This window comes from Streptomyces sp. NPDC087300 (genome assembly GCF_044744425.1).
Lineage (GTDB): Bacteria > Actinomycetota > Actinomycetes > Streptomycetales > Streptomycetaceae > Streptomyces.
In genome coordinates this window covers 826204-848107 of record NZ_JBIUYI010000001.1, presented here as the reverse complement: position 1 = coordinate 848107, position 21904 = coordinate 826204, and the positions used below count along the sequence as shown (strand labels likewise).

At 71.5% G+C, this 21904-nt stretch carries 10 protein-coding genes (1 of these 10 cut by a window edge); 5 read left to right on the top strand and 5 right to left on the bottom strand.

Annotated features, from left to right (window positions below):
• Positions 1 to 90 precede the first annotated feature (90 nt).
• Together ACIO9J_RS03460 and ACIO9J_RS03455 are read left to right on the top strand one after the other, a co-directional pair.
• Entirely contained in the window at positions 91 to 1053 is a 963-nt protein-coding gene (locus ACIO9J_RS03460) for a diiron oxygenase (RefSeq protein ID WP_401991787.1), read from the top strand.
• A 33-nt stretch (positions 1054 to 1086) separates the two neighbouring features.
• Positions 1087 to 2736 carry an FAD-dependent oxidoreductase gene (locus tag ACIO9J_RS03455; RefSeq protein ID WP_401991784.1) on the top strand — a complete coding sequence of 550 codons (1650 nt, stop codon included), beginning with the start codon at positions 1087 to 1089 and terminating at the stop codon, positions 2734 to 2736.
• Positions 2737 to 2778: 42 nt separating this feature from the next.
• On the opposite strand, the gene ACIO9J_RS03450 is transcribed toward ACIO9J_RS03455, so the two are convergent.
• Together ACIO9J_RS03450 and ACIO9J_RS03445 are read right to left on the bottom strand one after the other, a co-directional pair.
• On the bottom strand, positions 2779 to 4095 hold the full coding sequence (locus ACIO9J_RS03450; RefSeq protein WP_401991781.1) for an SLC13 family permease: 1317 nt from the start codon (positions 4093 to 4095) through the stop codon (positions 2779 to 2781).
• A 152-nt stretch (positions 4096 to 4247) separates the two neighbouring features.
• A complete protein-coding gene (locus tag ACIO9J_RS03445; RefSeq protein ID WP_401991779.1) occupies positions 4248 to 5015 on the bottom strand; it encodes an IclR family transcriptional regulator in 768 nt (255 codons plus the stop codon).
• 142 nt (positions 5016 to 5157) lie between these two features.
• On the opposite strand from ACIO9J_RS03445, the gene ACIO9J_RS03440 reads away from it, so the two are divergent.
• A complete protein-coding gene (locus ACIO9J_RS03440) occupies positions 5158 to 6324 on the top strand; it encodes a pyridoxal-phosphate-dependent aminotransferase family protein (RefSeq protein ID WP_401991776.1) in 1167 nt (388 codons plus the stop codon).
• 35 nt (positions 6325 to 6359) lie between these two features.
• Positions 6360 to 9413, top strand: coding sequence for an FAD-binding and (Fe-S)-binding domain-containing protein (locus ACIO9J_RS03435; RefSeq protein ID WP_401991773.1), 3054 nt, complete (start codon positions 6360 to 6362; stop codon positions 9411 to 9413).
• Here the strand turns inward: ACIO9J_RS03435 and ACIO9J_RS03430 are convergent.
• Positions 9364 to 10632: a cytochrome P450 gene (locus ACIO9J_RS03430; RefSeq protein ID WP_401991770.1), complete on the bottom strand. Its 1269-nt coding sequence runs from the start codon at positions 10630 to 10632 to the stop codon at positions 9364 to 9366. The genes ACIO9J_RS03435 and ACIO9J_RS03430 overlap by 50 nt on opposite strands.
• Positions 10633 to 11083: 451 nt before the next feature.
• On the opposite strand from ACIO9J_RS03430, the gene ACIO9J_RS03425 reads away from it, so the two are divergent.
• The gene (locus ACIO9J_RS03425; protein WP_401991767.1) at positions 11084 to 12358 is read left to right on the top strand and encodes a cytochrome P450; all 1275 of its coding nucleotides are present in this window, start codon (positions 11084 to 11086) and stop codon (positions 12356 to 12358) included.
• On the opposite strand, the gene ACIO9J_RS03420 is transcribed toward ACIO9J_RS03425, so the two are convergent.
• Both ACIO9J_RS03420 and ACIO9J_RS03415 read right to left on the bottom strand, forming a co-directional pair.
• The gene (locus ACIO9J_RS03420; protein WP_401991764.1) at positions 12348 to 19376 is read right to left on the bottom strand and encodes an amino acid adenylation domain-containing protein; all 7029 of its coding nucleotides are present in this window, start codon (positions 19374 to 19376) and stop codon (positions 12348 to 12350) included. The genes ACIO9J_RS03425 and ACIO9J_RS03420 overlap by 11 nt on opposite strands.
• Positions 19373 to 21904: the 3' end of a non-ribosomal peptide synthase/polyketide synthase gene (locus ACIO9J_RS03415; RefSeq protein ID WP_401991761.1), read on the bottom strand. Its footprint extends 20862 nt past the window's final position; the window shows 2532 of its 23394 coding nt (coding positions 20863–23394); its start codon lies off the right edge, out of view — the gene reads right to left on this strand; its stop codon occupies positions 19373 to 19375. Before ACIO9J_RS03415 ends, ACIO9J_RS03420 begins: the two co-directional genes overlap by 4 nt.

The window sequence follows — 21904 nt, the reverse complement described above, 5'->3', positions numbered from 1 at the left end:
ACGGTCTGTCTAACAAGGGGGTCGCGGCGGGCCTCGGGACGATGCGCCGCGCTCCGTTCTGCGCACACTTCTGAGCCGAGGAGCCGCAGCATGGCAAGCAGCACCGTCCGCCCCAGCACCCAGGACCACCCCCACCGCGGCTCCGCCGACGCTTCCCGGGACGGTTCCGTCGACGGTTCCCAAGAGGGCGACGTGGCGCAGCGGTTGCTCGACTCGGCCGCTGTCCTGGCGTACGACCCCGCCACCGAGGTCGACTGGGAGACACCCCTCGACCTCGACCACCACGGCGCGAGCCCGGAGTGGAGCACGCTCTACGGCACCGCGTACTGGCGGGAGTTGACTGACGCACAGCGCAAGCGGCTGACCCGCCAGGAGGCCGCGTCGGTGGCCAGTACGGGCATCTGGTTCGAGATGATCCTCCAGCAGATGGTGCTGCGCGACGTGTACGCGAAGGACCCGACGAGCTCCGAGGTCCAGTGGGCGCTCACCGAGATCGCCGAGGAGTGCCGGCACTCGATCATGTTCGCCCGCGGCGCCCAGAAGCTCGGCGCGCCGCCCTACCGGCCCAAGCGGTTCGTCACCGAACTCGGCAGGGTCTTCAAGACGGTGGCCTTCGGCGAGGCGGCGTACGCGGCGATCCTCGTTGCGGAAGAGGTGCTCGACGTGATGCAGCGCGACTGGATGCGGGACGAGCGGGTCGCGCCGTTCGTCCGCACGATCAACAACATCCACGTCGTCGAGGAGTCGCGGCACATGAAGTTCGCCCGTGACCAGACGCGCAAGCGGCTGGCGGGCGCGGGCCCGGTGCGCCGCCAGATCAACGCGTTCGTCGTCGCCGTCGCCTCGTACTACATCGTCACGAGCATGGTGAACCGCCAGGTGTACGCGAACGCCGGGCTCGACGAGAAGCGGGCGCTCGCCGAGGCGAAGGCCAACGAGCACCACAAGTCCATGATGCGCTCCAGCTGTTCGGGCCTCATGGAGTTCCTCGCCTCCTCGCGCCTGCTCACCCGGCCGGCCCTGGCGTTCTACAAGCGCGCCCACCTGATCTGACCCGTTCCGAGCGAGCAGAGCCGAGCCGACGACATGACCTACGCCATCACCCAGACCTGTTGCAGCGACGCCACCTGTGTCGCCGTGTGCCCGGTCAACTGCATCCATCCCACGCCCGAGGAGCGCGCGTTCGGCTCCACGGAGATGCTGCACATCGACCCGAAGACCTGCATCGCCTGCGGCGCCTGCGCCGACGCCTGCCCGGTCGACGCGATCTTCCCGGTGGACCGGCTGCCCGCCGCGCAGCGGGAGTACGCCGACATCAACGCGGCGTACTACGACGAGGCGGAGCCCGAACCCGCCCCCGAAGGGCCCAACTTCCACACCTGGGGCGAGCCGTCCTTCCCGCGCGTCCTGCCCGCCGACTTCGCACCGCTCAAGGTCGCCGTCGTCGGCACCGGCCCGGCCGGCATGTACGCCGCGCAGGACCTGCTCCTGCACACCAGCGCCGAGGTCACGCTCATCGACCGGCTGCCGGTGGCCGGTGGTCTGGTGCGGTACGGCGTGGCCCCCGACCATCCCGCGACGAAGAAGGTCGGTGACACCTTCGCGCGCTTCCACGCCCACCCGAGGGTGCGCATGCACCTGGGCCTCGACGTCGGCACCGACGTCACCCACGAGGAGATCGCGGCGCACCACGACGCGGTCGTCTACGCCGTGGGCGCCGCTGCCGACCGGGGCCTCGCGATCCCGGGCGAGGACCTGCCGGGCAGCGTCTCGGCGGGCGCGTTCGTCGCCTGGTACAACGCCCACCCGGACGCGGCACCCGACCCGGTCGACCTGTCGGCCGAGCGCGTCGTCGTGGTCGGCAACGGCAACGTCGCCCTCGACGTGGCCCGCATCCTGCTCGCCGATCCCGACGCCCTGGCCCGCACCGACATCGCCGACCACGCGCTGGCCGCGCTGCGCGCCAGCAAGGTCCGCGAGGTGGTGCTGCTCGGCAGGCGCGGCCCCGAGGACGCCGCGTACACCCGGTCCGAACTGCTCGCGCTGCGCCATGTGCCGGGCGTGGAATTGGTCGTGGACGACCACGATCCGCGGATCGCCCCCGCGATCGAGGCGGCCGCCGCGCGCGACAAGGCCGGTGTGCTCCAGGGCGTCGCACTCGCCGGGCCCGACTGGCGGGAGGCGCCCGCGCCGGGCCGGCGCATCGTGCTGCGCTTCCACTGCACGCCCGCCGAGGTCCTCGGCGACGGCCGGGTCGACGCGGTGCGCGTGGAGGGCGGCTCGGGCGAGTGCACGATCCGGGCCGGTGCGCTGCTGCGCGCGATCGGATATCGCGGGGTGCCGGTCGCGGGGCTGCCGTTCGACGAGGCCACCGGCACCGTGCCGCACGAGGGCGGCCGGGTGGCGGGGGAGCCGGGAACGTATGTGGTGGGCTGGATCAAGCGCGGTCCCAGCGGCGGCATCGGTGCCAATCGCACCTGCGCCGCCGAGACGGTCTCCACGCTCCTGGCCGACGCGGTCGCCGGCGCCCTGCCCGCGCCGCGCCATCCGGCCAAGAGCTTCCAGCGCCTGGTGAGGCGCCGCAACAGGAAGGTGGTCGACGCCCGCGGCCTGGCCGCGATCGAGCGGGCCGAGGTGACGCGGGGCCGGCGCGACGGCAGGCCCCGGGTCAAACTCGCCACCGTGGAGGAACTGGTGGCGACCGCGCGGAGCGGGCGGCCCGGCCTTTTCCGCTGAACGCGGACCGCGGCAGGGCCCTGGCCCGATGCGGGGCCCTCGTCACTGTCCGGGCACCACGAACAGCGCCCAGGTGGCGAGCGGCGCGATCAGCGCCATGGAGAGTCCCCACTTCATGAGCGCGGTGAACACCTGCGGGCGCATCTCCTCGGGGGCGTTGGCGGCGACCAGCGCCCCGCTGGTGGACAGCGGTGAGGAGTCCACCACGGACGAGGAGACGGCGAGGGCGATGATCAGCCCCACCGCGCTGACCTGACCATCCATCAAGAACGGTACGGCGAGCGGGATCAGGGCGCCCAGGATGCCGGTGGTGGAGGCGAACGCGGAGACCACGGCCCCGATGAGACAGATCAACAGGGCGCCGACGAGCGGCGAGTCGATCTTCGCGACGCTCTCGCCGAGCCAGTCGATCGTGCCCATGCGCTCCATGACACCGACGAACGTCACGACCCCGCACACGAGCAGCACGGTTGACCACGCGCACTTGTCCACCGCCCCTTTGGCGGCCTCCGCGTCGACGAGGGTGAGCACGACGACCACGGTCAGTGCCATGAGGCCTACGTTGTAGTCCAGGAAGAGCGCTCCCGCGACCATGCCGAGCAGCCCGATCAGGGTCAGGGTGCGGGACTTGTCGAGGCGGAGCGCGACGGTGGGCGTTGCGGGTGCGATGGTCGCGGTCGTGGAGCCGCCGCCCTCGTGGGGGAGGTCCTGCTCCGGCTCGGCGGGTGTGGCGTCGCCGTCCGTGCTGCGGCGCCCGATGAGGTGCCTGCCGCCGAAGAGGAAGTACGCCACGACGCTGAGCGCCACGTTGAACAGGAAGGACATCAGGAACAGGAGCACCGGGCTGCCCGGCAGGTCGTTGCGTTCGACGACGCCGTTGGTGATGCTGCCGAAGACGCTGGCGGGCGAGAAGCCGCCCGCGCTCGCGCCGTTGATGACCAGCAGGCCCATGAGCAGCGGGCTGATCCGGTAGCGGGCGCAGAAGCTCATGCCGATGGGCGCGATGACACCCACCGCCGCGGGCACGACCGCGCCGACCGCGGTGAGGGCCGCGGTGATCAGGAACATCACCCAGGGGATGAGGGCGATCCGGCCGCCCACGGCTCGTGTCGCGGCATGCACGAGCCATTCGATGGTGCCGTTGTTCTTCGCGATGGCGAAGAGGAAAGTGACTCCTACGAGTACGACGAAGAGGTCCCCGGGGAAGCCGCCGAACACGTCGTCCGCACTCTGTCCCGCGACGGCGGAGCCGACGGCGAAGGCGGCGACGAGAGCGAGCACTCCCATGTGGACCGAGGTGAAAGTGGCGACGGTGAACACGAGCACCAGTGCGCCGATCGCGATGAGATGGTCTGCCATGACACGTCCTCGCCTTCGGGCTGCGGCCGAGAGAGTCGGCCGGGACTGTCCGCAGCATGGACTTAAGGTTCCACTATGCGGAACTCTCCTGCGGCGTTGGCGAGTATGTGACGGCTGTCACGAACCGTCAAGGGGGTGCGACGGCACCGGAGTTACCGGACGCGGCTCGCGTGCGGCGCCTCGTATCCGAGCGCCGCACTGATCTCCAGGGCCGCCGTCCGCACATGCGATCCCAGTGCGTGCAGGCGGTCGCGGTCGCACCGGCTGCTGGGCAGATTGATGCTCATGCTCGCCACTGGAGTGCCGTCGGGGCCGAGGATCGCGGCGGCCACCGCGGACACGTCGTCACGCCATTCGCCCTGGTTGAGGGCGTAGCCGCGGGTCCTGACCGCGGCCAGTTCGGCGCGCAGCGCGTCGGCCTCGTCGATCGTGGTGTCCGTGAAGTGCGTCAGGCCGCGGGCGAGGTAGCGCTCGACCGACGCGGGGGATCCGGCGGCGAGGATCGCCTTGCCGTTGGCGGACGCGTGTCCGGACAGCGGCTGGCCGAGCGGCAGCACGATCCGCACCGGCTGGGTCGTCTCCAGGCGTTCGACGAGCACGATCCGGTCGCCCTCGGGGACCGCCAGGTGCACCGTCTCGTCGACGGCGCGGCGCAGCTTCTCCATCACGGGCACCGCCACGTCCCGCACGCCGAGTTCACCGGTGGCCTGCCGCCCGACGAGCAGCGCCTTCGTGGTGAGCGTCCAGCGGGTCGGCGTACCACCGGTCTGCTTGATCCAGCCCGCCGTGTGCAGCGTGCCGAGCGCCCGCTGGACCGTGCTCTTGGGCAGGTCCATGGCCCGCGCGAGCTCGGCGACGCCGATGGGCTGACGCGCCGCCAACTCCTCCAGCGTGCGCAGGGCGTTGAGGACGTTCTGCACCGAAATCCCCCTATGCGTACGGCCGTTGATGCGGCACGGCGGGGCCGTTGACCCCCGCCGAGGGTGTCCCTATGCTGCGTCGTGCCGCATCACGATACGCCGTGCCGTCTCACGGCACAAGCGTGGAGGGGAGATTCGCGCAATGACCGTCCCGACCGGCCGCCACTTCCTCCAGATCCCGGGGCCCACCAACGTGCCCGACCGGGTTCTGCGCGCCATGGCCGCACCCACCATCGACCACCGGGGGCCCGAATTCGCCGCCCTCACCCGCCGGTTGCTCGGCGCGCTGGGGCCCGTCTTCGGTGCGGCGGGCCCCGTCGTCGTCTATCCCGCCTCGGGCACCGGAGCGTGGGAGGCCGCCCTGGTCAACACGCTCAGCCCCGGCGACCGCGTGCTCTGCTTCGAGACCGGCCACTTCGCCACGCTGTGGCGGGCGATGGCCCGATCCCTGGGCCTGGACGTCGAGTTCGTGCCGGGCGACTGGCGCCACGGCGCGTCCCCCGAGGCCGCCGCCGAGCGGTTGCGCGCGGACACCGGGCACCGGATCAAGGCCGTCTGCGTCGTCCACAACGAGACGTCCACCGGAGTCGCCAGCCGGATACCCGAGATCCGCGCAGCCGTCGACGCGGCCGGCCACCCCGCGCTGCTCCTCGTCGACACGGTCTCCTCGCTGGGCTCCATCGAGTACCGGCACGACGCGTGGGGCGTCGACGTGACCGTGACCGGATCCCAGAAGGGGCTCATGCTGCCGCCCGGCCTGAGCTTCAACGCCGTCAGCGAGAAGGCCCTCGCCGCCGCGCGCACCTCCCGGCTGCCCAAGTCCTTCTGGGACTGGTCGCCGGTCATCGACGCGAACGAGGCGGGATTCTTCCCGTACACCCCCGCCACCAACCTGCTCTACGGCCTCGACGAGGCACTGCGCATGCTCGCCGAGGAGGGCCTCGAACAGGTCTGGGCCCGGCACGCGCGACACGCCGCAGCCACCCGAAGTGCCGTACGCGGCTGGGGACTCGACGTGCTCTGCGCCGACGAACGCGAGCACTCCGGCTCGCTGACGGCCGTGCTCCTGCCCGACGGGCAGGACGCCGACGCCGTACGGAAGATCGTCCTGGAACGCTTCGACATGTCGCTGGGCACCGGACTCGGCCGGCTCGCGGGCAAGGTCTTCCGCATCGGCCACCTCGGCCACCTGAACGACCTCACGCTCGCCGGAACCCTCGCCGGCGTCCAGATGGGCCTCGAACTCGCCGGGATCCCGGTCGGGCAACAGGGCCTCGCCGACGCACTCGACCACCTGCGGACCACCTGACCGTACGTCCCTTCGCCTCCCTCGGAGCATGCCATATGTCGTCGAGCACGGAGAGCACCCGGAACACCGACAGCACACGTCGCCCTGTCAGCACACATAGCCCCGCCAGCACGTATGGCCCTGTCAGCACCGAGAACGATGAGAACACCGACCCCACCACGACTCAGGACCTCGCACGGCGGCTCGCCGCCGACCTGGAGGGCGAGGTCCGCTTCGACGACTACAGCCGCCACCTGTTCGCACGCGACGCCAGCATGTACGCCATCACCCCGCTCGGCGTCGTCTTCCCGCGCCACGCCGACGACGTCCAGGCCGCGGTGGCGGCGGCCGCCGCGCACGGCGTGTCCGTCGTGCCGCGCGGCGCGGGCACCAGCCTCGCCGGGCAGACCACAGGGCCCGGCATCGTCCTCGACCTCTCCCGGCACATGCGGCGGATCATCGCCCTCGACCCCGACGCGGGCACCGCACTCGTCGAACCGGGCGTCGTCCAGAACGACTTGAACCGCGCCGCGGCGCCGTACGGCCTGATGTTCGGCCCCGACACCTCCACCAGCAACCGGGCCACGCTCGGCGGCATGATCGGCAACAACTCCGCGGGCAGCGGCTCGCTGCGCCACGGCATGACCATCGACCACATCCGCGCGCTCGACGTGGTGCTCTCCGACGCGACGACCGCGCACCTGGCACCGCTCACCGAGGAGGAGCGCGCGGCCCGCGCCCGCAGCGCGACCCTGGACGGCCGCATCCACCGCGAACTGCCCGCACTCGTCGCGGCGCACGCCGAGGCCATCGAGGCCGGGTTCCCGAGCCACTGGCGGCGCGCGGGCGGCTACCGCCTGGACCGGCTCGCCCGCGAGAACACCCCCTTCGACCTGGCGAAGTTCGTCGTCGGCTCCGAGGGAACCCTGGCCGTCACCACCCGGGCGCTCGTCGACCTGGTGCCCAAACCGTCCCGCACGGTCTTCGCCGTCGGCCACTTCACCTCCGTCACCGGCGCGATCGAGGCGACCCAGGACGCGCTCGCCTGCGACCCCTCGGCCGTCGAACTCATGGACCGCACGATCCTCGACCTGTCCCGCCAGAAGATCGAGTACGCGTCCCTGTCCGACGTGCTCGAAGGCGACCCCGAAGCGCTCCTCTTCGTCTCCTTCACCGGCGACGACGAACACGAACTCATGGGCAGGCTCGACACCCTGACCTCCCTCTGGCGCCGTCACGGCCACGGCTACCACACCCTGCGCGCCGTCGACCCCGCCCACCGGGCCGCGCTGCTCAAGGTCCGCAAGTCCAGCCTCGGGCTGCTCATGGCCGCCAGCGAGGGCACCAAGCGGCCCCTCGCCTTCATCGAGGACACCGCCGTCGACCCCGTCCATCTGCCCGCCTACACCGCCCGGTTGAAGAAGGTCCTGGACCGGCACGGCCTCACGGCGGGCTTCTACGGCCACTGCTCGGTGGGCTGTCTGCACATCCGCCCGTTCCTCGACGTCACCGACCCCGCGCAGCGGCAGACCATGCGCGACGTCGCCGAGGAGATCAAGGACCTCGTCACCGAGTACGGCGGGGTCAACTCCAGCGAGCACGGCGACGGCCTGGCCCGCAGCGAGTTCAACCGCGCGCTCTTCGGCGACGAGCTCTACGAGGCGATGCGCCGGGTGAAGGGCCTCTTCGACCCGCACGACCGGCTCAACCCCGGAAAGATCGTCGACGCCCCCGCCATGACCGACCACCTGCGGGACGCCGCCCTGCCACCCGCCCCTGGCCTGCGCACCCGTCTCGACTTCGACGTCACCGGCGGCATGCGCGCGACGGCCGACCGCTGCATGAACATCGGCCTGTGCCGCAAGACCGACACCGGCGTCATGTGCCCCTCCTACATGGCCACCAGGAACGAACAGGACTCCACCCGAGGCCGCGCCGGCGCCCTCGTCAAGGCGCTCTCCGACCCCGACCCGCACACCGCCCTCGGCGACGAGGCGCTGCACGAGGTCCTCGACCTCTGCCTCATGTGCAAGGCGTGCAAGAGCGAGTGCCCGCTCGGCGTCGACATGGCCGCACTCAAGACGGAGGCGCTCGCCCACCACCACGACGAACACGGCGTACCCGCCCGCTCACGGGTCTTCGGCGCCATCCGCCTCCTGAACCGGCTCGGCTCGGCCACCGCACCCCTGTCCAACCTGCCGGGACGCATCCCCCTGCTGCGCCGCCTGCTCGACCGCACCCTCGGCATCACCCCGCACCGCCCGCTGCCGCGCTACGCCCGCCGCAACCTCGTGCGCTGGTTCCACCGCCGCACCGCACCGCAACGGACGGCCACCCAGGGCACGGTCGTCCTCCTCGCCGACTCCTTCACCACCTACACGGAACCGGAGATCGGCCGGGCCGCCGTCGAACTCCTCGAACGCTCCGGCTGGGACGTCCGCCTGGAGAGCGGCGGCTGCTGCGGCCGGGCCAGCCTCTCCAAGGGCCTCCTCGGCGACGCGAGCGACAAGGCCTTCCAGCTCGTCCACCGGCTCGCCGAGACCACCCCGGTCGACGCGCCGATCACCGGCTGCGAGCCGTCCTGCCTGATGACGCTGCGCGACGAGCACCGGGCACTGCTGCCCAAGGACTCGGCGCGCATCGCGATTACCGAACGGGTGCGCCAGCTGGAGGAGCTCCTCACCGACGCCATCGACGACGGCAGGCTACGGCTGAGCGCCGACTCCTGGCTCAGCGGCCGCACCCTGCTCTTCCACGGCCACTGCCACCAGAAGGCCGAGGTCGGCACGGCCGCGACCATGGCCCTGCTGCGCCGCATACCCGGCGTCGAGGTCGTCGAACTCGACGCGGGCTGCTGCGGGATGGCCGGCTCCTTCGGCTTCGAGTCCGAGCACTACGACGTGTCGATGACCGTCGGCGCCGACCGGCTCTTCCCCGCCGTGCGCGCCGCGTCCGACGACACCGTCGTCGTCGCGACCGGCGCCTCCTGCCGCCAGCAGATCTTCCACGGCACGGAGCGCGACGCGTGGCACCCCGTGCAGCTGGTGCGGGAGGCGGCGGTCAGCGCGTCGGCTTCAGCCGGACGGGCAGCCGGGCGTGCCCGTTCGTGATCAGCGAGGGCACCCGCGCCAGCCCGTCGAGGGGCTCGGCCAGCTCGGCGTCGGGGAACCGCTCGAAGAACCGGCTCAGGGACACGCTGCCCTCCATGCGGGCCAGCGGAGCCCCCAGGCAGAAGTGCACGCCGTACCCGAAGGAGAGGTGCTCGGCGCTGACGCGCGTCACGTCGAACACGTCCGCGTTCTCGCCGTGCCAGTCGGGGTGCCGGTTCGCCGCCGCGTACGAGGCGAGGATCGGCTCACCCGCGGCGATCCGCTGCCCGTCGGACAGTTCGATGTCCCGCACGGCGAAGCGCATCGGCAGATGCTTGACGGCCGGTTCGACGCGCAGCGTCTCCTCGACCACGTCGCCCCAGCCCGCCCGCCCCTCCCGCACGTGCGCGAGCTGCTCCGGGTGGGAGAGCAGCCGGGCGACGGCGTTGCTGATCAGGTTGACCGTGGTCTCGTATCCGGCGCTGACCATCAGGAGCAGCGTGTCGCGCACCTCCGCCTCGCTGAGGCCCGAGCCGTCGCCCTCCTCGTCCTGCGCGGCGATCAGCAGCGACGTCATGTCCTCGCCGGGCTCCGCGCGCTTCGCCGCGATCAGCCGGTCGAAGGAGGCGTACAGCTCCGCCGTGTTCGCGGCGGACTCCTCGGCGGTGAGGGTGGTGGAGAAGACACCGTCGACCAGCCTGCGGAACCCTTCCCGCTGCTCCTCCGGCACTCCCATGAGCTCGCCGATGACCCGGATCGGCAGGGGGTAGGCGAAGTGCTCGCGCAGATCGACCGGTTCACCGGCCGCGATGTGCCCGTTCTCGGTCTTCCTGCCGTGCTCGAAGCCCTCCTCGATGTCGTCGAGGAGCGAGGTCACGATCTGCTCGATGCTCTCCTGGAGCGCGGCGACCCGCCGGGCGCTGAACGCGGGAGCCACCAGGCGGCGCAGCCTGCGGTGATCGGCGCCGTACGCGGTGAACATGTTCTGGACCGCGACCCACAGGGCCAGCGGCCACGTCTGTATCGCCTCGTCGAACTGGGGCCAGTGTTTGCGCGCGTCCTTGGACACGTCCGGGCTCGTGAGCATCTTCTGCAACAGCACGGGATCGGTGACCGACCACGCGGTGACGCCGAGGACGTCCACACGCGTCGCGGGACCCGCGGCGCGCAGCGCGCGGTTCTCCGTGTCCGGATCGGCGCCGGTGGGGTCGATGACGAAGGGCGGGAGCTGCTCGGGCATGACATGTCTCCGAATCGACGGTGGCGGTGGGGCGTTGCACCGGCGCCGAGGTTACCCGCGGGTCGGGCACGGCGTCTCACCTCCTGCGAAGCCGATGCGGGGCTCTCCACAACGGGGGTCGTGTGCGGGTGGGATGACGGATTCTCAAGTCACCCACGGATACGCCTGGTTGATCATTTCCGCTCCGTCCCCACGGGAAACGGGCGCGCGGGGAAAGATCCACAACAGCGCCCTGCGGACACATGGGCGGGACGGAAACGTAAGCACGGCCACACGGGCGGCGAGCCGGGCGTACGCATCCCACAAGCCCGCGCCCCGGAATCCCGCCACATAGCCGCCCAGGCACCCTCCGCCGCCACCCACCCTTTGTTGGATTCCTACAGCACTCGGCCATGGTCACTGGCTCAGGACCGCGTCGAAACGCGCGGCCCGCCCCGGCGAGGATGAGCGGGTGACCGCACCGACCGCACCCCCGTACCCCGACGCGCGGACCGTTCTCGATCCGGCGGACCCCGCCTTCGCGCGCGACCCGTACCCGTACTACGCACGGCTGCGCGAGGGCGGCCCGGTGACGTGCGTACCGCTCGCCAACGGCACGCGGGCCTGGTTCGTCACCGGCTACGACGAGGTCAGAGCCGTCCTCGCCGACCCCCGCTTCTCGAACGTGCCGCCGCGCGGCGCGGGCCGCCCCAAGAGCGACTCGCCCGCACAGCGCGCCCGCGCCTGTCTGGCCCGGCACATGCTCAACACCGACGCGCCCGACCACACGCGGCTGCGCAGGCTGACCACCGCCGCGTTCGCGCCGCGCCGAGTGGACGCGCTGCGGGTACGGATCGCGGAGCTGACGGACGGCCTGCTGCGCGACGTCGCGGGGCGCCTCGCGGACCGGGGGAGCGCGGACCTCGTCGACGCCTTCGCCTTCCCGCTGCCCGTGCTCGTCATCGGGGAGGTCCTCGGCGTGCCCGAGAGCGACCGGGCCACCCTGCGCGACTGGACGTACCGGGTCGGCTCGCCCGCCGACGCCCTGCCGCCCGGCGCCGTGGACGAGGCATGGACATCGCTGTACGCCTACTTCGCCGAACTGATCGCCCACAAGCGCCGCTCCCCGGGATCCGACCTGTTCAGCGCCCTCACGCACGACGCGACCGAAGGCGGCCTCGACGACGGCGAACTGCTCGCCATGGCGTTCCTGCTGCTCTTCGCGGGCTACGAGACCACCATGAACCTGCTGGCATCCGCGTCCCTGCTGCTGCTCACCCACCCCGAGGAGCTGGCGGCCGCCCGGCGCGACCCCGGACGCTGGCCCGCCGTCGTCGAGGAGACCCTGCGGCACGCCAGCCCCCTGGAGGGCACCACTTGGCGGCACGCCACCGAGGACGTCGACCTCGGCGACGGCACGCGCATACCGGCAGGGGCCTCGGTCCTCGCCGTCCTCGCCGCCGCCAACCGCGACCCCCGGCACTTCCCCGACCCGGACGCCTTCCGCCCCGGCCGCTACGCGCCCGACGCCACGGAGCGCGGTCGGCGTACCGCGCCCCATGCCGCGTTCGGCCACGGACCGCACTTCTGCGTCGGCTCACGCCTGGCCCGCCTGGAGGCGGCGATCGCCCTGCCCCGCCTCTTCGCCGCCTTCCCCGGCCTGCGCCTGACCGTCGATCCGGCCGAACTCCCTTACAGACCCGGGCTGTTGGTGCGCGGCCCTCGCAGCGTCCCGGTCACGGCGTAGGGCCGTCCTCCGTCTTCCGCGCCAAGGCGCCCGCCAGGACCGCGCCGATCCGCTCAAGGGCATCGGGCCGCAGCATGTGCTCGTGCCGTACGTCGACACTGTGCTCGGTCACCGCACCCGCTACGTACGGGGACCAGGCACCCGCCGAGCGGCGCGGATCGTCCGCGGGCCACTCCGCCGCCGACTGCGCCGCGGTGAACAGGAGCACGTCGCCGCCGAACCGCTCCGGCACGAACTTGTCCAGCGCGTCCGGCACCCGCATGAAGATCTCGACGACCCTGGCGAGGACCTCCTCCTCAAGGAGCAGGTCCATCCGCCCCGCGCTCTCCCGGCGCATGAACGCGATCAACTGCTCGGCGCTCGGCTCCTGTTCGCCGAGGTCCCGGTCGAAACTCCTGCGGTCGACGCCGGCGATCTCCTCGAAGAGCAGGGCGAGGACGTCGCGCAGGTCGAGCTCGGGTATCTCCTCGCCGGGCCTGCGGTCCGGCGGGAACGAGTCGAAGAGCGCGAGGAGCTCCACCCGCTCCCCGGCCTTCTCCAGACGGGTCGCGACGGCGTGCGCGACGAGCCCGCCGAAGGACCAGCCGAGCAGCGCGTACGGACCCGACGGCTGCACGGCCCGGATGTGCGCCAGATAGTCGTCGGCCATCTCGTCGATGGTGTCGGCGGGCGGCTCCGCGCCGGTGAGCCCGCGCGCCTGGAGCCCGTAGACGGGCCGGTCGGGAGCGACCTGCGCGAGCAGTCCCGCGTAGGGCCAGCTGATGCCCGCCGCCGGGTGCACACAGAACAGCGGAGGCAGGGTCCCGCTGGTCCGCAGCGGCAGCAGCACGTTCAGGGCGTCCCCTGACGTGTCACTGCCCAGGCGCCGGGCGAGGGCCGCGGGCGTCGACGCCTCGAACAGGGCCCGGACGCCGAGCTCCACGCCGAAGACCGCCTTCACGCGGGAGACCAGCTTGGTGGCCAGCAGCGAATGCCCGCCCCGGTCGAAGAAACTGTCGTCCGCGCCCACGGACACCCCGAGCACCTCGGAGAACAGCCCGCACAGGAGCTGCTCCTCCTGGCTCAGGGCCGCGCGCGATGCGGAGAGGGCCGACGAACCGGCGAACTCGGGCCCCGGCAGCGCGGCACGGTCCAGCTTTCCGTTGGGGGTCAACGGGATCGCGTCGAGAATCGCGTACGCCGCGGGGACCATGAACTCCGGCAGGCGCGTCCGCGTGAACTCACGGAGAGACACGTCGAGTTCAGCGACGGATGACGGATCTCCCGCGGCCGAGGGGACGACGTACCCGACGAGACGGTGCCCCTCGTGGGCGGTGACCACGGCCTGGGCCACGTCGGGGTGCTCGGTGAGGACGGCCTCGATCTCGCCCGGCTCGATGCGGAAGCCCCGGACCTTGACCTGCTGGTCGGCGCGGCGGACGTAGTGGAGTTGCCCGTCCGTGCCGCGCCGTACGAGGTCGCCGGTGCGGTACATCCGCTGCCCGGACTCGAAGGGGCAGGCGATGAAGCGTTCGGCGGTGAGCGAGGGGCGGTTGGCGTACCCCCGGGCGAGACCCGCGCCCGCGATGTACAACTCGCCCGTCACACCCGTGCCGACGGGCCGAAGGCGCTCGTCCAGGACATAGGCGCGGATGTTCCGCACGGGCACCCCGATCGCCGCGGACGACGGCCACGCGGAGACGTCGGCGGGCAACGTGTGCGAGGTGACCACGTGCGTCTCGCTCGGCCCGTAGTTGTTGCGCAGCCGCCGCCCCGGCACCTGCCGGAAGAACGCGCGCACCTGCGGCCCGAGCGTCAGCGCCTCACCGGCCTGGACGACCTCCCGCAGCGCGGGCAGCTCCCGCCCGCGCGTGACCGCGGAGAGCGCCAGCGCGTCGATCACGAGATTCGGCGCGAACAGCTCGTCGATCCGCTGCTCGTCCAGCCAGTCCACCAGCTCGTCCGGGCTGTACCGGACCTCGTCCGGCGGAATCACCAGCGTCTTCCCGAACAACACGGCCGACAGGATCTCCTGCACGGACACGTCGAAGCTGAGCGCGGCGAACTGGGCGGTACGGGTCGGCCGCGAGCACGGCAGCTCACTGCTGTGCCACGACAGCAGATTGACCATGGCGCCGTCGGACACGGCGACGCCCTTGGGTCGTCCGGTGGAGCCGGAGGTGTAGATGAGGTAGGCGGGGTGGAGGGCGTTCCGGTCAGGGACGACGGGATTGGTGTCGGGGTGACCGTCGGTGTTGATCGTGTGCTCGATGGTGGTGAGGGGTTGGGCGTCGTCGAGCATGAACTGGATGCGGTCGGTGGGGTATTGGGGGTCGATGGGGAGGTAGGCGGCGCCGGTTTTGAGGATGGCGAGGACTGCGATGACCATCTCGGTGGTGCGGGGGAGTTTGAGCGCGATGACGTGTTCGGGTCCGGCGCCGAGGGTGATGAGGTGGTGGGCCAGCTTGTTGGCGCGGGAGTTGAGCTGGGCGTAGGTGAGTTCGGTGCCCTGATCGGCGACGGCGACGCGGTCGGGGGTGCGGACGGCCTGATTCTCGAACAGCTCGGCCAGCGAGGCCTGGGGCACCTCGTGAGCGGTGTCGTTCCAGAGGGTCACGGCCTGGTGGTGCTCTTCCTCGCTGAGGAGGTCGATGTCGCCGACGGGTTGGTCGGGGTCGGTGACGGCTGCGGTGAGTATTCGCCCGAGGCGGTCGGTGAGTGCTTCTACGGTTCGGCGGTCGAAGATGTCGGTGCTGAACTCCACCTGCCCGTCGATCCCGTTGGGCCCGCCCTCGGCCGTCCGGTGCTCGGCGATGCTGAAGGTGAGATCCGTCCGGGACGTTCCCGTGCCCGCGGAGACCGGCGACACGGACAGCCCCGGCAGGTCGAGCACCGCGTCGGTCGTGTTCTGCCAGGCGAGCATGGTCTGGAAGAGGGGGTGGTGGGCGAGGGTGCGTTGGGGGTTGAGGAGTTCTACGAGGTGTTCGAAGGGGATGTCTTGGTGGGCGTAGGCGTTGAGGTCGGTTTCGCGGGTGCGGGTGAGGAGTTCGCGGAAGGTGGGCTCGCCGGAGACGTCGGTGCGCAGGACGAGGGTGTTGACGAAGAAGCCGATGAGGTGGTCGAGGGCTTCGTCGGTGCGTCCGGCGATGGGGGTGCCGATGGGGATGTCGGTTCCTGCGCCGGTGCGGGTGAGGAGTGTGGTGAGTGCGGCGTGGATGACCATGAAGGGGGTGACGCCGCTTGAGCGTGCCAACTCGTTTATGGCGGTGTGGAGTTGGGTGTTCCAGTGGAAGGTGTGGGTGTCGCCCTGGTAGGTGGCGTGGGCGGGGTAGGGGCGGTCGGTGGGCAGCTCGATGCGGTCGGGGAGCCCGGCGAGCGTGTCCTTCCAGTAGGCGAGCTGATCGGCGCCGTCGCCGAGGATCTTTCGTTGCCAGAGGGTGTAGTCGGCGTACTGCACCGGTAGTTCGGTCCAGTCGGGCGCAGCTCCCGCCAGCCGGGCTCGGTACGCCTCGGCGACGTCGCGCCAGAGCGGTGCGAGTGACCATCCGTCGGCGGCGATGTGGTGCAGAGTCAGGACGAGGACGTACTCGTCGGAGTCGGCATCGGCGGGTCGCGTCTGCCTCAAGAGTGTGGCGCGCAGGGGCAGTTCGTCGCTCAGGTCGAAGCCGTGGCGTACGGCTGAGGCGATGGACTCCGCAAGCTCGGATGTGGTCACCGTCGACACCGTGAGCGTCGGCCGCGCGGCATCCGGGTCAAGCACCAACTGGTAGGGCATGCCGTCGTGTTCGCGGAAGAGCGTGCGCAGGCTTTCGTGCCGGGTCACGACGTCGGCGAGCGCGTCTTCGAGTGCTTGACGGTCGAGAGTGCCGGTGAGGCGTACGGCGAGTGGCACGTTGTACGTCGCCGAAGGGCCTTCCAGGCGGTGCAGGAACCACAGCCGGTTCTGTGCGTACGACAACGGAACGTGCTCGGGACGTTCTGCGGGCGCCAAGGCGGCCTGCGCCGGGCGGGCCCCGCCGAGCACCTGGGCGAGAGCGGCCACCGTGGGCGCCTCGAACAGTGCCCGCACTCCCAGTTCGAGGCCCAACGCCGGCCGGATCCGGGACATCAGGCGGGTGGCGAGGAGTGAGTGTCCGCCGTGGTCGAAGAAGCTGTCGTCGATGCCGATGTCGGGTTGCGTGAGGACGTCGGCGAAGAGGGCGCAGAGGATTTCTTCGGTGGGTGTTCGGGGTGTGCGGGTTGTGGTGGTGTCGAAGGTGGGGTCGGGGAGGGCGTTGCGGTCGAGTTTTCCGGTGCCGGTCAGCGGAAGCCCGTCCAGGACCATGACCGTCGCCGGGATCATGTGCTCGGGCAGCCGGGACCGAGTGAACTCCGTTATGGACTGGCGTAGTTGAGCGTGGTCCATGTCCTCCGACGGCACGACATAGCCCACGAGGACTTCCTGTCGCACGGACACGGCGGCCTGCGCGATCCCCGGGAAGGAGCCGAGAACGTTTTCTATCTCGCCGGGTTCGATGCGGTAGCCGCGGATTTTGATCTGGTGGTCGGCGCGTCCGGCGAAGGTGAGGGTGCCGTCGTGGTGGCGGCGGGCGAGGTCGCCGGTGCGGTAGATGCGTTGGCCGGGGGCGTGGGGGTTGGCGGTGAAGCGTTCGGCGGTGAGGGCGGGGCGGTTGGTGTATCCGCGGGCCAGTCCTGGTCCTGCGAGGTAGAGCTCTCCTGTGATGCCGGGGGGTACGGGGCGCAGCCAGGGGTCGAGGACGTAGGTGTGGGTGTTGGGGATGGGCTCGCCGAGGGAGGGGATGGTGTTGCTGGTGAGGGTGGCGCAGACGGTGGCTTCGGTGGGCCCGTAGGCGGTGGTCAGTCGGCGTCCATCAGTCGTCCATTGTTGGGCGAGGTCGGGTGGGCAGACTTCGCCGCCGGTCAGGACGTGGCGCAGGTGGGGGAGTGTGTCAGTCGGAAGGGTGGCGAGGAGGGAGACGGGCAGGGCGACGTGGGTGGCGGCGCTGTTGTGCAGGGCGGCGGCGAGTTCGTCTCCAGCCAACTGGCCGGGGCTGTCGAGGATGAGGGTGGCGCCGGTGGCGAGGGTCATGATGAGGTCGCAGACGGCGACGTCGAAGCTGGGGGAGACGGCCTGGAACACCCGCGCGCCTGGGGCGAGTTGCAGCTCCTCGGCGTGGGCGGTGAGGAGTGCCGCGATGCCGGTGTGTGTGACGGCGACGCCCTTGGGTCGTCCGGTGGAGCCCGAGGTGTAGATGACGTAGGCGGTGCTGGACAGGGCCCGCTCAACGCTGAGGTTGGTGTCGTCGTATCCCTCGACCGGCACCGGACCGTCCACGACCAGCACGGGTCGCGCGTCGTCGAGCATGAACCGCACCCGCTCATCCGGATACGCCGGGTCAACGGGCAGGAACGCCGCCCCCGCCTTGCCCGCCGCGAGCACGGCCACGACCAGCTCGACCGAGCGCGGCAGTCGCAGTGCGACGACGTCGTCCACCCGGACGCCCTGCTCCACCATCCACCGTGCCAGTCGATTGGCCCTCGCGTTGACCTCGGCATACGTCAGCTCGACGCCCCCGCAGCTCAACGCCACACCATCCGGTGTCCGCGCCACCTGTGCCTCGAACAGCTCCGCCATGGTCAGCGCGGGCAGCTCACGCGCACTGTCGTTCCACTCCACGAGGGCTTGCTCGCGCTCACGCTCCGACAGCAGGTCGAGCCCGGCCACCGGCCGGTTTGGGTCGGTGACCACGGCCCGCAGCAGCCGTTCCAGCCGGGCCGCAAGACCCTCCACCATCTCCTCGTCGAACATGTCCGGGCGGTGGTCGAGTCGCAGGACCATCGTGCGGCCGGGTACGACGGCGAGGCTGAGCGGGTAGTGCGTGGCGTCGTGGCCGCTCGCGCCCGAGACACGTAGGCCGTTGAAGACGGGGTCTTCCTCTCCGTCGCCCGCGTCGCCGAGGGGGTAGCTCTCGAACACCATCAGGGTGTCGAACAGTTCGTTGTGGCCCGTGAGGCGGTTGATCTCGGTGAGGCCGAGGTGGTGGTGCTCGGCGAGCTCCGCCTGTTCGGTCTGGATGCGGGTGAGCAGGGCCGTGACGGTCTCGTCGGGGCGGAGGCGTACGCGTACCGGCAGAGTGTTGATGAACAGGCCGACCATGCCCTCCACTCCGGGGAGTTGAGGAGGTCTGCCGGACACGGTCATGCCGAAGGTCACGTCGTCGCGGCCGGTGAGCTGCTGGAGCAGCAGGGCCCAGCACCCTTGGACCACGGTGTTCGGCGTGAGCCCCTGGCGGCGGGCGAACGTGGTGAGGGCGGCCGTCAGGGTCTCGGGGAGCGCATGGTCGAGCCGCTCGGGCCGGGCCGCCGCCACGGGCTCGGCATCCGAGGGCGCGGCCGCGGCGCGTGCCACCAGCGTCGGCCCCTCGACACCCGCGAGCGCCGCACGCCACGCCTCCGTCGCCCGCGCCGGGTCCTGCTCGCCGAGCCAGGCCAGATAGTCGCGGTAGGGGGTCGCGGGCGGCAGCCCGGACTCGTCACCGTGGTGCTCGTACAGGTGGAAGAAGTCCCGGTACAGGACCGGCAGCGACCAGCCGTCGAGCAGGATGTGGTGCGCCGTCAGGGCGAGCCGGTGCCGTCGCTCGTCCAGGCGTACGAGCGCGAAGCGGAGCAGCGGCGGGTCCGCCGGGTCGAAACGGAGCGCCCGCTGCTCGGCGAGGACCCGGTCGAGCGCGTCCTGCCGCGCGTCCCCTTCGAGCCCGCCGAGGTCGGTCTCGTACCAGGGAACGGTGACCTCGGCGGGTATCAGCTGGACGGGCTCGTCCAGGTCCTCGTCCCAGAAGCCGGCGCGCAGGTTCGGGTGGCGGACGAGCAGGGCGTCCGCGGCGCCGCGCAGCGCCTCCGTGTCGAGCGCACCCTCCAGGTCGAAGACGACCTGGAGGACATAGACGTCCGCGCGGTCCTCGTCATAGCGGGCGTGGAAGAACAGGCCCTCCTGCAAGGGAGCGAGCGGCCATACGTCCACCAGTTCCGACTGCGTCACTTGCGTTTCCTCCACGCTGCTTCGATCTTCGACAACTGGCCCCGGCCCATCTTCACGAGAGGAGCTTGCGGCCCTGGCTTCGCCGGACTCCCGGGGATCCCGGCCTGCGGCGCATCGGACACGCGCCCGGTGCGCTCTCCCGGTTCTCCCAGTTCTCTCGAACCCCCCTGCTCCACCCGTTCCGCCAGCGCGGCGAGCGCGGCCACGGTCTTGTGCAGGAACACGTCCCGAGGAGTGATCACGTATCCGGCCGTACGGGCCCGGCCGACCACCTGGATCGACATGATGCTGTCGCCGCCCAGGTCGAAGAACTCGTCGTCCACGCCCACCTCGACCCCGAGCACCTCGGTGAACACCTGGCAGAGGGCGGCCTCCGCCGGGGTGCTCGGCGCACGGGACGCGGGGGTGGAGGTGAATTCCGGGGCCGGGAGCGCGGCACGGTCGAGCTTCCCGTTGGCGGTCAGCGGGAGCGCGTCGAGCGTCACGATCGCCGCGGGGACCATGAACTCGGGCAGTCGCGCGCGGACGAACTCGCGCAGTGCCGAGGAGAGTTCACCCGGTTGAGCAGAGGCGAGGCCAGCCGGTTCGAAGTCCGCTGTCGACGCCACGACGTACGCGACGAGCCGCTCGCCGCCCCTGACCACCGCCACCGCCTGGCGCACCGCCGGATGCCCGGCGAGCGCCGACTCGATCTCGCCGAGCTCGATGCGGAAGCCGCGCAGCTTCACCTGGTCGTCGGCGCGTCCCACGAAGTCGAGGGGCCCGTCCGCGCGGCGGCGCACCAGGTCGCCGGTCCGGTACATGCGCTCGCCGGGCCCGCCGTACGGACAGGCGACGAACCGTTCGGCGGTCAGCGAGCCGCGTCCCGCGTACCCGCGCGCGAGCCCGGCGCCCGCGATGTACAGCTCTCCGACGACGCCCGCGGGCACCGGTGCCAGCCGCCCGTCGAGCACGTACACCTGGGTGTTCGCGAGGGGCGATCCGATGCCGGGTGCCTCGTCCGTCACGGCCGCCGCCGTCGACCAGATGGTGGTCTCCGTCGGCCCGTACACGTTCAGGACCGCGCCCGCACGCTTGGCGAGGGACACCGCGAGATCCTGCGGCAGGGCCTCGCCGCCGACGAGCACCCTGACCCCGTCGAGCCGCACGTCCGTCGCCACCAGGGCGCGCCACAGGCTGGGCGTGGCCTGCATGACGGTGGTGCCCGAGCGGGTGAGGAGCGCGCCGAGCGCCTGCGGATCGCGTACGGTCCCGCGCGGCGCGACCACGACCCGGGCGCCGCTCACCAGGGGCACGAACAGTTCCAGGCCCGCGATGTCGAACCCCGTCGTGGTGACCGCGAGGAACGTGTCGCCCGCGCCGAGACCGAGCCGGTTCCGCATGTCCACCACCAGGTTCAGCAGCGCGCGGCCGGACACGGTGACGCCCTTGGGCCGGCCCGTCGAGCCCGAGGTGTAGATGACGTACGCGGGGTGCAGCGCATGGCGCCGTACGGCATCGGGGCCGGCCGCCCCTCCCTCTCCGGTCCCGACCTCACCGTCAGGAGCGGGGGAGTCCATGACGACGACCGGGCGCGCGTCGTCGAGCATGAACCGGATCCGCTCCTCCGGATACTCCGGGTCGATGGGCAGATAGGCCGCGCCGGTCTTGAGTACGGCCAGCATCGCCACGACCAGCTCGGCCGAGCGCGGCAGCCGCAGCGCGACGAGCCGCTCGGGTCCCGCGCCGCGGGCGACGAGGGCGCGGGCCAGCCGGTCGGAGCGCGCGGCGAGTTCGGCGTACGTCAGCTCGACGTCGTCGAAGACGACCGCCACCGCGTCCGGGGTGCGCCGCGCCTGCGCGTCGACGAGTTCCGGCACGGACGAGTCCGGCAGGGCGAGCGCGGTGTCGTTCCCCGCGGTGAGCGCCTGACGGCGTTCGTCGGCGGTGAGCAGGTCGACGGCGCCGACCGGCAGGTCCGGGTCGGCCGCGACGGCCGCGAGCAGCCGGCCGAGCCGCTCGACCAGCGCCTGGACGGTCCGCCGGTCGAACACGTCGGAGCTGAACTCCACGAACCCGTCGATGGTGCCGTCCGCGGTGTTCTCCGTCAGGTTGAACACCAGGTCCATCCGTGCGGTCCTGGTGTCCGTCGCCACCGGGGACGCGGTGAGCCCCGGCAGGCCGAGCGCGGAGTCCGCGGTGCTCTGCCAGGCGAGCATCACCTGGAAGAGGGGGTGGTGGGCCAGCGTGCGGGACGGGTTGAGCACGTCGACCAGGTGCTCGAAGGGGACGTCCTGGTGGGCGTAGGCGTCGAGGTCGGTCTCACGGACGCGGGCGAGGAGTTCGCGGAAGGTGGGCTCGCCCGAGACATCCGTGCGCAGGACCAGGGTGTTGACGAAGAAGCCGACGAGGTCGTCGAGTGCCTCGTCCGTACGGCCCGCGATCGGCGTGCCGACCGGGATGTCCTCGCCGCCGCCCGAGCGGGCGAGCAGCGCGGCGAGTGCCGCGTGCACGACCATGAACGCGGTCGCTCCGCCCCGTCGCGCCAA

Coding starts and splice junctions, on each gene's coding strand:
- ACIO9J_RS03450 (WP_401991781.1), bottom strand. CDS start 4,095: ATGGCAGACCATCTCATCGCGATCGGCGCACTGGTGCTCGTGTTCACC.
- ACIO9J_RS03430 (WP_401991770.1), bottom strand. CDS start 10,632: ATGCCCGAGCAGCTCCCGCCCTTCGTCATCGACCCCACCGGCGCCGAT.
- ACIO9J_RS03460 (WP_401991787.1), top strand. CDS start 91: ATGGCAAGCAGCACCGTCCGCCCCAGCACCCAGGACCACCCCCACCGC.
- ACIO9J_RS03435 (WP_401991773.1), top strand. CDS start 6,360: ATGTCGTCGAGCACGGAGAGCACCCGGAACACCGACAGCACACGTCGC.
- ACIO9J_RS03440 (WP_401991776.1), top strand. CDS start 5,158: ATGACCGTCCCGACCGGCCGCCACTTCCTCCAGATCCCGGGGCCCACC.
- ACIO9J_RS03455 (WP_401991784.1), top strand. CDS start 1,087: ATGACCTACGCCATCACCCAGACCTGTTGCAGCGACGCCACCTGTGTC.